13 protein-coding genes and 2 pseudogenes are annotated in these 13,672 nt (G+C 57.6%); 10 read left to right on the top strand and 5 right to left on the bottom strand.

Going from position 1 to position 13,672, the window contains the following annotated elements; translation table 11 throughout:
- Positions 1-90: 90 nt before the first annotated feature.
- From ACI7M0_RS23095 to ACI7M0_RS23065, 7 genes are all read left to right on the top strand, one after another.
- Positions 91-1,398 (top strand): Xaa-Pro peptidase family protein, encoded by a 1,308-nt coding sequence (locus tag ACI7M0_RS23095; protein WP_129932620.1) that lies wholly within the window; start codon positions 91-93, stop codon positions 1,396-1,398.
- 13 nt (positions 1,399-1,411) lie between these two features.
- The gene (locus ACI7M0_RS23090; RefSeq protein ID WP_004576155.1) at positions 1,412-2,221 is read left to right on the top strand and encodes an amino acid ABC transporter ATP-binding protein; all 810 of its coding nucleotides are present in this window, start codon (positions 1,412-1,414) and stop codon (positions 2,219-2,221) included.
- Positions 2,221-2,862, top strand: coding sequence for an amino acid ABC transporter permease (locus tag ACI7M0_RS23085; RefSeq protein ID WP_129932619.1), 642 nt, complete (start codon positions 2,221-2,223; stop codon positions 2,860-2,862). The genes ACI7M0_RS23090 and ACI7M0_RS23085 overlap by 1 nt, the downstream gene beginning before the upstream one ends.
- Positions 2,859-3,518, top strand: a complete 660-nt coding sequence (locus ACI7M0_RS23080) for an amino acid ABC transporter permease (RefSeq protein ID WP_019752558.1) — start codon at positions 2,859-2,861, stop codon at positions 3,516-3,518. The genes ACI7M0_RS23085 and ACI7M0_RS23080 overlap by 4 nt, the downstream gene beginning before the upstream one ends.
- A gap of 57 nt (positions 3,519-3,575) precedes the next feature.
- Positions 3,576-4,409 carry an ABC transporter substrate-binding protein gene (locus ACI7M0_RS23075; protein ID WP_004576158.1) on the top strand — a complete coding sequence of 278 codons (834 nt, stop codon included), beginning with the start codon at positions 3,576-3,578 and terminating at the stop codon, positions 4,407-4,409.
- Between the two features lie 152 nt (positions 4,410-4,561).
- A complete protein-coding gene (locus ACI7M0_RS23070) occupies positions 4,562-5,569 on the top strand; it encodes an Ldh family oxidoreductase (protein ID WP_129932632.1) in 1,008 nt (335 codons plus the stop codon).
- Positions 5,570-5,780: 211 nt separating this feature from the next.
- On the top strand, positions 5,781-6,224 hold the full coding sequence (locus ACI7M0_RS23065) for a hypothetical protein (RefSeq protein ID WP_129932618.1): 444 nt from the start codon (positions 5,781-5,783) through the stop codon (positions 6,222-6,224).
- A 278-nt stretch (positions 6,225-6,502) separates the two neighbouring features.
- Here ACI7M0_RS23065 and ACI7M0_RS23060 read toward each other — a convergent pair whose 3' ends face one another.
- Positions 6,503-7,693, bottom strand: coding sequence for a hypothetical protein (locus ACI7M0_RS23060; protein WP_129932617.1), 1,191 nt, complete (start codon positions 7,691-7,693; stop codon positions 6,503-6,505).
- 175 nt (positions 7,694-7,868) lie between these two features.
- On the opposite strand from ACI7M0_RS23060, the pseudogene ACI7M0_RS23055 reads away from it, so the two are divergent.
- Positions 7,869-7,967: pseudogene (locus tag ACI7M0_RS23055) on the top strand (transposase); the annotation flags it as partial.
- Between the two features lie 79 nt (positions 7,968-8,046).
- Here the strand turns inward: ACI7M0_RS23055 and ACI7M0_RS23050 are convergent.
- Together ACI7M0_RS23050 and ACI7M0_RS23045 are read right to left on the bottom strand one after the other, a co-directional pair.
- Entirely contained in the window at positions 8,047-9,249 is a 1,203-nt protein-coding gene (locus tag ACI7M0_RS23050) for a hypothetical protein (protein WP_129932616.1), read from the bottom strand.
- Positions 9,250-9,311: 62 nt separating this feature from the next.
- The gene (locus tag ACI7M0_RS23045; protein WP_129932615.1) at positions 9,312-10,184 is read right to left on the bottom strand and encodes a YafY family protein; all 873 of its coding nucleotides are present in this window, start codon (positions 10,182-10,184) and stop codon (positions 9,312-9,314) included.
- Between the two features lie 119 nt (positions 10,185-10,303).
- Here ACI7M0_RS23045 and ACI7M0_RS23040 point away from each other — a divergent pair, with 119 nt between their 5' ends.
- Complete coding sequence (locus ACI7M0_RS23040; RefSeq protein WP_129932614.1) at positions 10,304-10,564, top strand: hypothetical protein; 261 nt, start codon at positions 10,304-10,306, stop codon at positions 10,562-10,564.
- Positions 10,565-10,746: 182 nt separating this feature from the next.
- Positions 10,747-11,493: pseudogene (locus ACI7M0_RS23035) on the top strand (ADP-ribosylglycohydrolase family protein).
- Between the two features lie 526 nt (positions 11,494-12,019).
- Here ACI7M0_RS23035 and ACI7M0_RS23030 read toward each other — a convergent pair.
- Positions 12,020-12,916, bottom strand: a complete 897-nt coding sequence (locus ACI7M0_RS23030; RefSeq protein ID WP_129932613.1) for a hypothetical protein — start codon at positions 12,914-12,916, stop codon at positions 12,020-12,022.
- Complete coding sequence (locus ACI7M0_RS23025; RefSeq protein WP_129932612.1) at positions 12,916-13,656, bottom strand: DUF3944 domain-containing protein; 741 nt, start codon at positions 13,654-13,656, stop codon at positions 12,916-12,918. Before ACI7M0_RS23025 ends, ACI7M0_RS23030 begins: the two co-directional genes overlap by 1 nt.
- Positions 13,657-13,672: the final 16 nt, after the last annotated feature.

Here is a 13,672-nt window from a genome sequence, read left to right as displayed (position 1 = left end):
CGCCCACAACAATAAAGACAGCCGTCACCAGATTTAGAAACCTTTTAGTTACTGCCCCGAAAGTTGGTCTGACTCAGCGGAGGTTGTTGCATGCAAACGGGTTCTGATTCCATTGAGCTGCTCACGGCGTTAACCGAACGGGACCTGCGCTTTCGCAGCGATGCCAAGGTCACTGAACATGCCATCGCGCCGGTCGACACGGCGTTACTCGATGCGTATGCCGCCATCGATCGCAAAGCCTTGCGCCATTACCGCCTGGAGCGCATTCGCGAGCAACTGCGCGCCCAGGATTACGCCGGCATTCTGTTGGCCGATCCGATCAATATTCGCTATGCCACCGACACCAATAACCTTGGTTTGTGGGTGATGCATTCGCCCAGCCGCTATGTGTTCGTGGCCACCGACGGCCCAGTGGTGCTGTTCGAGTTCACCAGCAGCCGGCACAACAGCGAGCACGTTGAAACCATCGATGAAATTCGCCCGGCGATTCCCTGGCTGTATTTTCTGGCCGGCCCCCGCGTGCAGGAAAAAGCCGAGCGCTGGGCACAGGAGGTGGCGGACCTGATGGCCCACCACGGTGGCGGCAATCGCCGCTTGGCGGTGGACCGCTGCGACCCATGGGGCGCGCAGCGCCTGACACACCAGGGCATTGAGCTGTTCGATGCGCAGCCATTGATGGAGCAGGCACGCTTGATCAAATCGGCTGAAGAAGTGGCCAGCCACCGGGTGTCCATGGGCGTGTGCGACCTGGCCATTGCCCGGATGCGCACAAGCCTGGTGCCGGGGGTTACTGAAAACCAGCTGTGGAGCATCATGCACGGCACCAACGTCGCGCACGGCGGAGAGTGGGCCGAAAGCCGCCTGCTCAGCTCCGGGCCGCGCACCAATCCGTGGTTTCAGGACGCCACCGACAAGGTCATCAAGGCCGGTGAGATGGTCTGTTTCGACACCGACATGGTCGGGCCCGGCGGTTACCTTTCAGACATCTCGCGCAGCTTCATCTGCCCCGGCAAGGCGCCGACCATGGCCCAACGCGACTTGCTGGAAATCGCCTCACAGCAGATCAACCACAACGTCGAACTGCTGCACCCGGGCCTGTCCTTTCGCGAGTTCGCCGAGCGCTGCTGGCCGGTGCCCCAGCGCTTCGAGCACAACCGCTACATGATGATGCTGCACGGTGTCGGGCTGGTGGACGAGTACCCCAGCGTCGCCTACGCGGTGGATTTTGCCGAGTGGGGGTACGACGGCCTGTTCGAGGAAAACATGGTGGTGTCGGTGGAAAGTTACATCGGTGAGCAAGGCGGTGGGGAAGGGGTGAAGCTCGAAGAGCAGGTGCTGATCAGCGCCAACGGGCCGATCAAACTCTCGCGCACACCCTTGGTCGACGGCGATCGATAGCTGGAGCGAAACCATGAGCAGTATGACCGTGATCGAAACCGCACCCACCTTGGCGCCGCGCCCGGTGGCCAGCGCCGAACCGTTCTTGCGCCTGGAGGGCATTCATAAACAGTTTGGCCCTTACCCCGTCTTGCACGACGTGTGTTTTGAAATGAACAAGGGCGAGGTGGTGGCCATTATCGGCCCCAGTGGGTCGGGCAAAAGTACCTTGCTGCGCTGCATCAACCAACTGGAGCCGCCAACCAAGGGGCGGGTCAGTATGGATGGCGTGCACATCGAAGCTGGCAAGGCGTTGCCCCGTACAGAGCTGCTGAAGTTGCGCCGGCGCATTGGCATGGTGTTCCAGTCGTTCAACCTGTTCCCGCACCTGACGGTGCTGCGCAACGTCAGCCTGGCGCAAATCCGCACCTTGGGCCGCAGCGCCAAAGAAGCCGACGCCCGCTCCTTGCAACTGCTCGAACGCGTTGGGCTGGCTGACAAGGCCCAGCATTATCCGGCGCGCTGCTCCGGTGGCCAGCAGCAACGGATCGCCATCGCCCGCGCCCTGGCACTGGACCCTGAGCTGATGCTGTTCGATGAGCCGACCTCGGCGCTGGACCCCGAGCTGGGCCTGGAGGTGCTGGCGGTGATGAAAGAGCTGGCCGGCGAAGGTATGTCGATGATTGTCGTGACTCACGAGATGCACTTCGCCGAAACCGTGTCCGACCGGGTGGTGGTCATGGCTGACGGGCGCATCATCGAACACGGGCCGAGCCAGCGAGTGATGCGCGAGCCCGAGCATGAACGGGTGATTCAGTTCCTTCAGGCAGTGAGGAATCGCTGATGAAAGACATCCTGATGATGCTGTTGAATGGCATACCCTGGACCATTGCCGTTACCGTGCTCGCATTCTGTGTCGGCGTAGTGCTGGGGTTTCCCATCTGTGCCCTGCGCATGTCCAGGTTCAAGATGCTGAGCATTCTGGCTGCCATGCTGGTGCTGACCCTGCGCTCAATCCCTCCGATTGTCTGGCTGTTCTTCATCTTCTTCGGCATCGGTGGCGGCTATATCAGCCTGTCGCCATTTACCGCAGCGGTGGTTGGCCTGGGGCTGATCACGGCGGCGCACATGGCCGAGGTGTACCGCGGTGCGTTCGCGGCCATTCCCGCCGGCCAGTTCGAAGCCGCCTATGTGCTTAACCTGTCGGCGCCGCAACGGTTTTTCGATGTGGTGTTGCCGCAATTGGTGCGTATCGCCATTCCCACCTCAGCCACCTACGCCATTGGCCTGCTCAAGGATTCGGCCGTGGCCTCGACGATTGGCGTTGGTGAAATCAGCTTTCAGGCTTACCAGGTTTCACAGCAAACCTTTCAGGGCCTGAGCGTCTACAGCGCGGCGGCGGTGGTGTACCTGGTGCTCAGCGTGCCAGTGGCCTTGTTCTCTCGTTGGCTGTCGGCCACGTTGAAACAGAGGATTGCCCGATGAGCGAACTGCTGACGATGTGGGCGCAATGGTTGCCGGAGTTGTGGAAGGGCTTTGTGCTGTCGATGCAGGTCACGGCCGTGAGCCTGGGCCTGGGCGTTGTGCTGGGGCTGTTGCTGGCACTGGGCGTTTCGTCGCCGAGCCGCTGGTTGCGTTACCCCTCCCTGGTTGTGGTGGAACTGGGGCGTGGCGCACCGGCGTTGATCCTGCTGCAGTATTTCTACTTTGGCCTGCCCAGCGTCAACCTCACCCTGACCTCATTCTGGGCCGCTGCGCTGGCCATGGCGTACTGCACGGCCGCCTACACCAGTGAAATCATTCGCGGTGGCATCGAATCGGTAGCCGCAGGGCAAACCGAGGCCGCCGAAGTGATCGGCCTCAACCGGTTCGACGCGCTGCGCTTTGTGATCCTGCCTCAGGCCTTGCGGGTGGCGCTGCCATCGCTGCTGGGGTTCTCGATCATGATGTTCCAGGCCTCGTCGCTGTGTTTCACCATCGCCCTGCCAGAAATTGTCAGCCGGGCGTCCTCCATTGGCTCTTCCACGTTCGAGTACATGCCGGTGCTGATACTGGCCGGTTTGATGTATGCCGCTGTCTGCGCCCCGGCGACCCTGGGTGTGGCAGCGCTGGAAAAAAGACTGGCCCCCAGCCAGCCATAACAACAAATCCACTCGCGCCGATTTCGGCTGCTGCTCTCTTATTGCAAAGGTGACGTCATGACTCGCTCATTCAAGCGTTTTACCCGTTGGATGTTCTTGTGCTCGACCTTGGCCGGCGCCCCGTACGCCTTGGCCGAATGCACCCCCGCGAACCAGTTTGAAACCATCACCCCGGGTGTGCTGACCGTGGCGGCGTATGTCTTCCCGCCTTACTCGATACCGGGGCCGAACAACCAGTTGAGCGGCGTGGACGGCGAGATCATCAAGCGCATCGCCGAGCGCGAATGCCTGAAAGTCAAAACCATGGTGGTGGACACGGCAGCCGTCGTCCAGGCAGTGGTGGCAAAGCGCGCCGATGTCGGCATCGGCGATTGGTATCGCACGGCAGAGCGCAGCAAGGCGTTGGGCTTGTCGGCACCGTTGTACCTGGACGTGATGGGCATCATTTCGGATGAGGGTTACACGAAGATTTCCGAACTGGATGGCAAGCGTATCGGCACCGTGCAGGGCTACCTGTGGGTGGACGATTTGAAGAAAGCCTTTGGCGATAACCTGGTGCTCTACCCGAACCCCGTGGCCATGGCCCAGGACCTGGCGTCCAGGCGCATCCAGGTTGGCGCGGACAGCTTCGCGGTGGCCGTTTCTTCGCAGCAGAAGGGCGGCTACCCCGGCAAGAGCATCAAGGTGTCCGAGCCCGATCAACGGGTCAAGGCCACGCTTGAGCCCGGGCAGAGCGCCTTCCCGTACACCAAGGCCAACGCCGCCCTGGGCGAGGCACTGGGCAAGAACATCCAGGCCTTGCACGCCTCGGGCGAAATCGCAGAAATCCTCGCCTCGTTTGGCCTGGACCGCGAGGCTGCAAAAGTGGGTGAGCCCAGGATGATTCAGTAAAGACAATCAAATCCCGTAGGCGCGGCTTTAGCCGCGAATGAACGCACCGCGAGCTCTCAGAAATGACGCGTTATCGTTCATTCGCGGCTACCGCCGCCCTTGCAGGTTCGCTGGCTGCGGCACACCTTCAACCCGAGAGCACCAAAGCCCCCATGGACGACGACAAACCCGAAAAGCGCCTGTCGCTGGCCGATGCCACCACCTTCGCGCGCCAGCTCTGCCTGGCCCACGGCACCAGCTACGCCGTGGCCACGGCGCTTGCAACCGCCACCGTATCAGCCCAGGCCCATGGCCAACACGAAGTCGGTTTCGGCCATTTGCCTGACTACCTCAGCGGCTTTGCCACCGGCCGAATCGCCACGGCTGCCGAGCCCATCGTGACCCAGGTCGCGCCGGCCATGATCCGCTGCGACGCGGCCCGAGGCATCGCGCAACTGGGGTTCGATCGCGCCTTCCCAGCGCTGTGCAGCAATGCGCATCAACTGGGTATCGCCCTGTTTGCGCAGTTCAACGCGTTCACCTGCGGCGAGTTGGGCTATTACACCCGTCGCCTGGCGCGGGAGGGGTTGGTCGCGTTGGCGTTCACCAATGGCTCACCGCTGCTCACCGTGGCCGGCCAGAGCCGGCCGCTGTACTCCACCAACCCCATCGCATTTGCCGCCGCCAGTGAGACGGGGCGGTTACTGGCGATTGACCAAGCCAGCAGCGCCACGGCCTACGTGAACCTGTTGCGGGCTGCTGAAGCGGGGGAGGCGATACCGGCAGGCTGGGCGGTTGATGCTCAAGGCAATGAAACGCGAAGCGCGCGGGAGGCTATGCATGGGACGTTGCTGGCGTTTGGGGGCGGTCGTGGGGCTAATATTGCGTTGATGGTTGAGGTGCTTGCGGCGGGGGTGACGGGGGCCAATTGGTCGCTGGATGCAGGCGATTTTCGTGCTGGGAGCGAATCGCCTGGGGCTGGGATGCTGGTGATTGGTATTGCTCCCAGGTTGCTGGATGAGTGCTTTGCTGCACGGTTGGATGAGCAGATGGCTCGGCTTGAAGCCTTGGGGGTTTACTTGCCGGGGAAGGGTAAAGAGCAAGCTTATGTTCGTGCGGTTCGTGAGGGGATCAGCTTGCCGTTAGCGGCGTACGATGCGTTTAGGGGGCGGGTGGGATAGTTACGCACTTTGCTAATGGCGGCCGTGCCAGAAAACGCTAAGTGCAGTGGTTACGTTGGAAGAGTCTTTGATGCCAGTAGGTCGGCGTGTTCGGACTGGAGGTGCCGGGGTAATTTGAATCAACTCGGTATCTATGTGTTTTGGCTAGTAAAAAAGTGTTTGGTTAACGTGCTTGGAATACCAGTTGGAACGCTGCGTGGCCTAGATTCCGATGGACGGTGCTGTTGGAGCTACGCGCCATAAACGAACCGGGATCGAATCTATAAAAAAATCGGCCGCCCGGGGCGCCCTTGGCCTGTCTGGGCCAGTCGTTCATCAGCTAAGGGTGCTGTTCCCAGAGTTTTTTGACCACGATATGCTGGGCTTCGAGTCTGGTTGCGAGGGGCGATGTGGTAGCGCTGCAGCACGTATTTCATTAAGGCCTTGCGGCTTGGTACCACATGATAAGAAAAAATACCCGCACATGATTTGCAATATTGCGTTCGATAATTTCGTTTTTAATTTCACAGTGCCTTTCGGATCAAAAGTCAAAATTGTTGACTGGAAAAAATCAAAACTACTAAGTTTTTCATTTGTTGAAGGAATGCTACCAGGACAAAAGGGTAAGGCACAAACAGAGGTTTTGGATCTAACTGAACAAACATCAAAAAAATAAAAATAACGCCTATATGCAGGCGTTTCAAGAATGGACGTCCCCTCCTCTTGAGGAAATGCCAAAAGCAGTTCTGGGTAAAATTAAAGAGCTAGGCTTGGAATTTTCTGCAAAACGACCAGGGGACAGCTAAGTAAGTTTCTAGATCAGCGATACGCAACTTTTTATTGGCCGAAGGAATATTTCGAAAACTGGAGTCATGAGCATACACGCCCGACAAGAATAGTAGGTACGAGCGCGTAAATGCGTGGTGCTAAACAGATGCTTTCGCGTGAGCAATGTCAGAGCCAGATGTCTCCACGCTTCCTTGCTGAGGTGTTGGTCGGCTGGATCGACCAGCCTGCGCTTTGATGTAGCCCAATGGCCGCAGTGTTGGGATGATGATAGCGATTTGGTATACCGTAAGAAACGGCTGCCAGGGCTCCTTGAGACATAGGGATGGGAGGTGGCCCAGTGAAGGCACCTCCGTGATGGGTTATCGCAATTGCAGAAAACTGAGTTCCAATGCCAAGGGGCAATAGGGAGTAAGGTAGATCACCCGAGAGTAGAACGGGTCCTCCAGCCCTGATTATCCTCATTGCATATCCACTGTCATTTCGATTGCTGCGAGCGCCTGTACCTTTCCATAGCTCTATTCCACTCCTGATGCTAAAGAACGGAGCAGAAAGCAGAGTCAGGTTGGTACCCAGAAGGGCCTGGAGCCGGGCCGCATTTGGCCCGACTGGTTGATCAGGCGCATACCACGCGAGGTTCCGAAGCTCCGGAATTTTGCTGACGGCTAACGAATAGTGGTCAAAGTCCCAGTGAGACAGGACGACAAATCCCGATTGAGGCACCCTTTTATGTTCGAGAAACACGCTGGGGAATGTCTTGTGATGAAAGAACAGCGGCTCTCCTACGTCAAAGTACCCCATGATTGGAGATGTGATGTTTTTGCTGAAATGGATGGCTGAAAAGCTAGCCTGACCGACGTCAACTACCCTCACAAACGGACCGCTCGCGTTTCGTTGAGGACGCCAACTTGAAAGCTGTTGGACGTGTTTCGCATCAGGAGCTTGGCAAAACTCGACCAGCTTTTGTTCAAGTCTACTCGCCGCAAACGGCCCTCCTCCTATGCGGACAGCGTCGGTGATGTTCGTGCGAACAACCTTTCCGCCGTAGTCACCATCAGCGGAGAGGTACCAAGCTGGAGGATCTCCTGGACTGTCTTGGAGCTTGAACTCGATCCAGCTTCCCTCTTCCCAATTGCTCCCTGGGAAGCGCGATTCTAAACGATTGATGGTTGAAAGGATCCGAACTATCAAAAGATCATCAGCCGTGTCCCTGACACTCACACCCTTCTGGAGTGCCTCGACTCGAAGGCTATCCAAAACTAAATTCACGCGCCCCCGGTTACTCTCCTTAGGGTCAGGGTAAGTCACTGCTTCAACAAAGCCATAAGCCTTAATAACCGGCCTTTCCTGCCCATCCATGGTCAATCCTCACGCATAATCAATGACGCTTTGAAAACCCAAATTCCCCAAGAGCATCGCGTTGCGATGAAAAGGCCCAGGGGGGCCTCGGTGCTTGCAGGACTTTATGCCTCCAACACACAGGGCGCCCCCCTGGAAGATATAAGATGAGCAGTCTCTATTCCAGGCGGAATGAACCAGGTACCTGGACGATAGGGTTGTGCACATCGACAGCAACCAGGTGGAGAACCAGATACGGCCATGGGCACTCGTTCGCTCGAACTGTTTGTCTGCCGCGATAAAAGGGGACAGATTTATATCTTGCGTTCCGGTATTCAACCAACACCGGAACGTGGGTAGGCATGGGGGCAGGATCAGTTCGGCTTGGCTACCGTCGCGGCATCCTTGCTTAATACAGGAGCGGCTACATGAACCTTGGCCTCGGACAACGCAATACAGCGATGTGCGTAGCTGTCGATCTCTTTCAAAGCGATATTTCGGTAGTTAGCGGGACAGATCAACAACGTATCGCCGAAGCGGAACTGACGAAACGCCCTGACGCTGTACAAACCATTCGGCCCCTCGTAGCTCTCCAGTTGCCACGGGGCGCTACTGAATACCTCCTTCGGATAATCCTTTTCGTTCAAGACATAGCTCAGCTCGGTATTGTCCCTGATTTTGATCAGATTGGCGGCGGAATAGACCCACAGGTCCAAGAGGGCCGGCAACAGCATGGCGTTGACGAAGATGCACCCGAGCAGCACGAGTGCGGCTCGGCCGGTGCGCTGCATCGCGTTGCCATCTGCCAGATAAAAGAAGAGGACTGGCGCTAGGTAGAGGCACATTATTAATAAGCAGAGAGCGATAGCCCCGAATGCCTCTTCGTCGCTCTCTCCGCCTCGCCACGTCATGATGGCTAGCTGGGCGGGCATGACGCCACTCACCGAAGTAAACGCTAGCAGCGTACCTAGCCAGCCAACGAGGGCTGTGTAATAGAGTTTGCGATGCGAGGGTTTGCGGGGACCAGGCGGCAGCTCCAGTACTTTGTTGTGCAGGGGCGCATCGCGGCGAAGCAGAACTATCACGGCACAAGCGGCAGCGACTACGACAATAGGGAAGAAGTAGCCTGGGGCCATGGTGTGATCAAAGAGGGCCCCCAGCAGGTTGATCGATAGCAGTAGGTAGCCCCCGCCTACGATGAGGCCAAAACGTAAGGCGAGCCTCTTTTCCAGCTCTCTGTCAACGGTGCATACAGACATGCTCAATGTGAAGACCAAAGACGGCACCGACACGATGAGCAGCAGTGACGCGAGTATCAGCAGGCTGAAGAATAACCAGGCGACGAGGTTTGAAGGGTTACCTAACGAACTCAGGATCAACTCGGGGTGATGGATTACCCAGAGGTACTTGGTGAGGAGTGAGATTGAGATAAGCGTTGAAACTACCGGCAGCCACCATTTGATATCGGCGAGGAGTTTGAATAGTGCTTGCCGGGGGCTACTGGAGGCGGAGGTGTCGGGTGGTGAAGCGGGGGATGGGCTTTGCGGGATGGTTGCGGGGGTAGATATAGCTGTCATGAGCGTGTGTTTCTTCCTTGAGTGCAGTTTTCGTGGTTATGGGATGCAATGAGCGCGTTGAATCAGTCGTAGAGCCAAGGTTTCAGCGCGTTCAAGTTGGCGATCACGACCTGCTGTGCTTCTGGCTTAGGGTCCAGATTCTTGGGGTCGATTTGATAGCGTTGCAGCACATACTTGACCAACGCTTGCCGGCTCGGTATCTCCAGCCGGCCATTCAGCATACCGTAGTCACCCTCTATGATCGCCTTCTGCGCGGCATCGAGCCGCGGGTCAGGCTCCAGGATCACCGATACCTCAGTGTTCCATACTGTATCGCCTTCGATGCCGTTGCCATTGCCGTCCAGTAGGTCTGGCTTGCCGCGCATGCGGCTGAGCACGAAGTCGCGATAAGCGCTGTTTTTCTCACAGTAGGCCCGAACGTGCCAGCGCATGCCGGTATGAATAAGAGTGTGCGGTTCGATCAAGCGAATCTCAGGCTCGGGGTTGGCCAGCGAAACGTATTCGACCTCTAGTCGCAACCCTTCCCGACAAGCCCGCAAAAGGGGCCGAAGCACCTCAGGTTGAATGCTGCGATCGGGAACTTGCAACATCAATGTATGCGCATAGGCCAGCTTCAGCCCTTCGATATGCGGCGCTCGTTCATTGTTCTGGGCAAGCATATCGAGGTAGGCGCTGGCGCTGAGGTCGATGAAGCGTGGTTTGAAGTGCGACGTAGGTACGTAGCCTTTGATCCGCTTGTCATATGTCAAGTTTCTTGACGCATGCTCGCTGATGTAAGTGTTGATGTCCTTAGACGCTTGCTGGCGGCTGATGCCAAAGCTCTGCATCAGGTGGCCCGTGGTCAGCCGGCCTTCCCACCAGGCAACGGTCTCGATCAGACGATAGCGAAGTGCCAGGTCCCAGCGTACCTGCTCAATGGATTGCTTGCGTTTCATACCCTCTCCATGTGCGCGATTACTTTACCTGTATAAGTCTACATTCTAGACGTGTAGATTTTCATTACATATCTTCGATTTGTCTTCGGAATACATCGGGGGCAGCAAAGGATATGAGCATGACTATGCCGGATGTGGTTGCGACAGGGGCCTTGGTAGCGATGGGGATCATCCTGCTGGTGCTGATTCAGCAGGCTTTGAAGCTTGGTGAGCTTGGGAAAAAGGTCGAGCACTGCCAGAGGGACCTGCGCTGGCTGCAGATTTGGGAAATGGAAAACCGCGAGCTGCGGTCGGCGTTGCGCGCAGAGCGGGAACATGTTGCGCAGCTGCAGCGCAAGCTGGTGATTTTGCAGGACCTGGCTTCTGGAGAAGGGTGTTAAGGGACGATATGAACAGAATTGAACGGATCAGCGCCTGCCTGCTGGGGGGGCGTTGGAGATGCGCTGGGCTCTCCCGTGGAGTTGCTTGAGTGGCCTGTGATCGAGGCCAGGTTCGGCCGCAGGGCATCATTGATTTTGCCCCGGCGTTTGGCGTCACCGGTGCGATCAGCGACGCTACCCAGATGATGCTATTTACCGCAGAAGGCTTGCTGCGGGCTTATGTGCTAGGCAGTTCACGACAGGTGTGTCATGTGCCCAGCATTGTTCATCACGCGCTGCTGCGCTGGCTGACGACCCAGGATTACCCCTCGCTAACACCGGTCGCCCCAGATGGCTGGCTGATCAGGCAAATGGAGCTCTGGTCGCGTCGTGCGCCAGACATAACCTGCACGAGTGCGCTCAAGGTCAGTGGCAGCAAGGGCTGCGGTGCCTTGGTACGTGTTGCACCCTGTGCATTCTTCGCCCATGCATTTGACTACGCATCGCAGTCCGGGCGACTGACGCACGGGCACCCGACAGGTTACCTGGCGGCTGGGTTGTTCGCTGACATTCTTCAGCGTGTTGTCGATAGGCAAGGCAGCGTGGAACACGCCGTGACTCAAAGTTTGGCCAGCTATGGGCAAGTGCTGGGTATGGAGGAAACACGCAGCCTGATCGAGCGCGTTCTGTTCTTCTTTTAGGAGGGGGACACACCTACGCCGCAGCGCATTGACGATTTTGCTGGTGGTTGGGGTGCCGAGCAGGTGCTGGCGATTGGGCTGTGGTGTGCGCTGACAGCTCGGTCACTTGAAGAAGGGGTAACTGCGGCGGTGAATCACAGTTGTGACAGTAGCAGTACAGGGCTGGTCGTCGGAAACTTGCTGGGGGGCAGTATGGTACTGGCGCTATTCCTGGCCGTTGGCTTGAGCGGCTTGAGCTGCGGCAGGTGATTGCTCAGGTGGCCGAAGGTATCGAGCGCGTTCCTCGGGAGTATTGCGGGGTTGGGGGGGAGTTTGATCAGCAGATTGAACACGCCTATCCCGGTAGTTGAGCGTATTGCTGGTAATGAGTTTGGGCAGGGACCAAGGAGCTTGAAAATGCCGATCGAACCCAGACCCTCCAGGCTCGGATGAGCAATAGCGGTAGTACCAACAGGGTGATGACCGCGAGGTAGTGCAAGGGCAGAAACTGCGTCACGACATAGGAACCCACCAAGTATACCGTGAGGGATACGCCTACACCGGTTACCAAGCCAATGAGCTTTGGAGTCCAGCGACGGTTGGAGTGGTTTTGGGCAGGTTGATGGGAGTTAGAGGGGATTTCAGGGGTCGTGGAGCTTGTCGTTGAATCTTCCATTTTTGTTCTGAAAGCAAGGGCCCTTCCTGGGGCTGCCGAGTAGGCCGTTCTGAGGCTCGGTCAGAAAGAGATTGCTGACCGAGCCAGGGGAAAGCGTCAGGACGGCTGCAAGCGAAGCTGTCAGGCCGCCTCGAGGACCGCCATCCGCCCATTGGGCAAGGTCAGCAAAAGCTTGTTCTCTTGCGATTGAATGAGTTGGCGCGCCTTGTTTTCGATACGTTGAAGCGTGGCGCCCTTGTCACCGATGTTGCCGCGCACCCGTTCGCGGTGCTGTGCATTCAGGAAGCCTTTGTATTGTTGCATCGCACCCTGGTATCGATCAGCACCATCCTGCAACACCAGCTGGGCAAGCATCGGTTTACCGATACGGGCTGTCAGCAGGTATTCGGTATGGATACCCAGGGGCATGATCTCAAGCATCATGTGAGCAAAATTGACCACAAGCTCGTAATGCTTGTTGGTGAGCTCGTTGCTGTTTTGCGCCAGTGCCAGGATGTTGTCGACGAACGACAGTGCGTGGTTGCGTTTTGCCGCAGCGGAGGCCAGCAGCGGGTGAGCGATGTCCTTGATTTCACTGACCAAGTTGCGGTCCTTTAGCAAGGTCCGGGCGACTTCGATATTGCCGATGTAATCGGTTACCTTGTCCATGTAGTAAATGATGTTCTGGCCATGCAACTCTTTGGCGATCTCGTCGACGGTATGCTGAATTTTGTCCAGCTTGGCCGCCAGGTATTTGGTCTGGATGATCAGCGCACCGAGTATTACGCATGTGGATGCCGCAGTCGCCATGATCGTCGTCATCTGGGCGGCTTTGAGCGCTTCCTCGGCGGAGGTGAACACGGTTTCCTTGAACGGCAGGTGCTGAATGATCCCGGTCATGCCGCTACCTTCGGCGTAGTAAGCCACGCCATCATGAATTACCGCTTTGCCTGCCGCGAGTGCATCGATAAGTTTCTTCGAAAAGGCGGCTTCATCGAGCACCCAGATTTTTTGCAGAAGTTCAGCTGTTGCTTGCATTAGAAAAGATCCTCTTTCTCATACTGGCGACGCATGAAAGCGATTTGGATGACGGCTGGAATCGTGACGCGATAAGCCGTACCGCTCAGCAGCGGAATGGTCACGGCAATGGCTGCCAGGGGGCCGGCGATCGCTGCTACTGCGCGCCCGCCTACCAACGCGGCCGCGCCACCAAGGGTCGCACCGAGCGAACTGGTGAAATAGGCACTGGCAGACTTGGCAAGCCATGAAGACCACTGAAGCGAGCCGAGGCCGCCGGCGCGAATGGCGTTGACGATCGCCACCAAAGGTATGGCTCCGAGCGCGCCGGTCATGTTCATTTCGTCGGCAGCCTTGCGTCGTTGCTCATCCGACATCTGTTCCCAGCACTTTTCTACAAGGCGCTCGATCAGCTGGTTCTCGATGGCGTATGCGCTGGCCTTGCCGTCGTACTTGACGTCTGTCTTGTCACAGACGTCGCAAAGAATTTCTTTGTAGAGCACGCCTTGGCGCCGGAACAGGTTGATGATGGAGTCACCACCAAAATGTTGCAGCTCGCCAGCGACCAACTGCCAGCAGCGACGCCATTGGTCTGGCTGACCTCGAAGCGCCAGGAATGCCGGCTCATTGGCAATTTCACTGGCCCTGCGCTTCTCTCCGTCCTTGTCGAACATGAGATAGGTCGCCAGGTTGCGGATGTCGTCTTCGCGGCAATACTGCAGGAATGCCAGGTCGTCATCCGTTCGGTAGGTGATACCCATTTTGGAGTCCTTAGTG

The organism is Pseudomonas sp. 10(2024), from assembly GCF_045164175.1.
Lineage (GTDB): Bacteria > Pseudomonadota > Gammaproteobacteria > Pseudomonadales > Pseudomonadaceae > Aquipseudomonas > Aquipseudomonas alloputida.
The sequence above is the reverse complement of the archived record's forward strand: the minus strand, read 5'-3'. Positions and strand labels throughout refer to the sequence as shown.

What these genes read in the sequence shown, in the direction of transcription:
- ACI7M0_RS23075 (WP_004576158.1), top strand. Translation starts at nt 3,576, where the DNA reads ATGACTCGCTCATTCAAGCGTTTTACCCGTTGGATGTTCTTGTGCTCG.
- ACI7M0_RS23030 (WP_129932613.1), bottom strand. Translation starts at nt 12,916, where the DNA reads ATGCAAGCAACAGCTGAACTTCTGCAAAAAATCTGGGTGCTCGATGAA.
- ACI7M0_RS23085 (WP_129932619.1), top strand. Translation starts at nt 2,221, where the DNA reads ATGAAAGACATCCTGATGATGCTGTTGAATGGCATACCCTGGACCATT.
- ACI7M0_RS23070 (WP_129932632.1), top strand. Translation starts at nt 4,562, where the DNA reads ATGGACGACGACAAACCCGAAAAGCGCCTGTCGCTGGCCGATGCCACC.
- ACI7M0_RS23065 (WP_129932618.1), top strand. Translation starts at nt 5,781, where the DNA reads ATGGACGGTGCTGTTGGAGCTACGCGCCATAAACGAACCGGGATCGAA.
- ACI7M0_RS23060 (WP_129932617.1), bottom strand. Translation starts at nt 7,693, where the DNA reads ATGGATGGGCAGGAAAGGCCGGTTATTAAGGCTTATGGCTTTGTTGAA.
- ACI7M0_RS23050 (WP_129932616.1), bottom strand. Translation starts at nt 9,249, where the DNA reads ATGACAGCTATATCTACCCCCGCAACCATCCCGCAAAGCCCATCCCCC.
- ACI7M0_RS23090 (WP_004576155.1), top strand. Translation starts at nt 1,412, where the DNA reads ATGAGCAGTATGACCGTGATCGAAACCGCACCCACCTTGGCGCCGCGC.
- ACI7M0_RS23045 (WP_129932615.1), bottom strand. Translation starts at nt 10,184, where the DNA reads ATGAAACGCAAGCAATCCATTGAGCAGGTACGCTGGGACCTGGCACTT.
- ACI7M0_RS23080 (WP_019752558.1), top strand. Translation starts at nt 2,859, where the DNA reads ATGAGCGAACTGCTGACGATGTGGGCGCAATGGTTGCCGGAGTTGTGG.
- ACI7M0_RS23025 (WP_129932612.1), bottom strand. Translation starts at nt 13,656, where the DNA reads ATGGGTATCACCTACCGAACGGATGACGACCTGGCATTCCTGCAGTAT.
- ACI7M0_RS23040 (WP_129932614.1), top strand. Translation starts at nt 10,304, where the DNA reads ATGACTATGCCGGATGTGGTTGCGACAGGGGCCTTGGTAGCGATGGGG.
- ACI7M0_RS23095 (WP_129932620.1), top strand. Translation starts at nt 91, where the DNA reads ATGCAAACGGGTTCTGATTCCATTGAGCTGCTCACGGCGTTAACCGAA.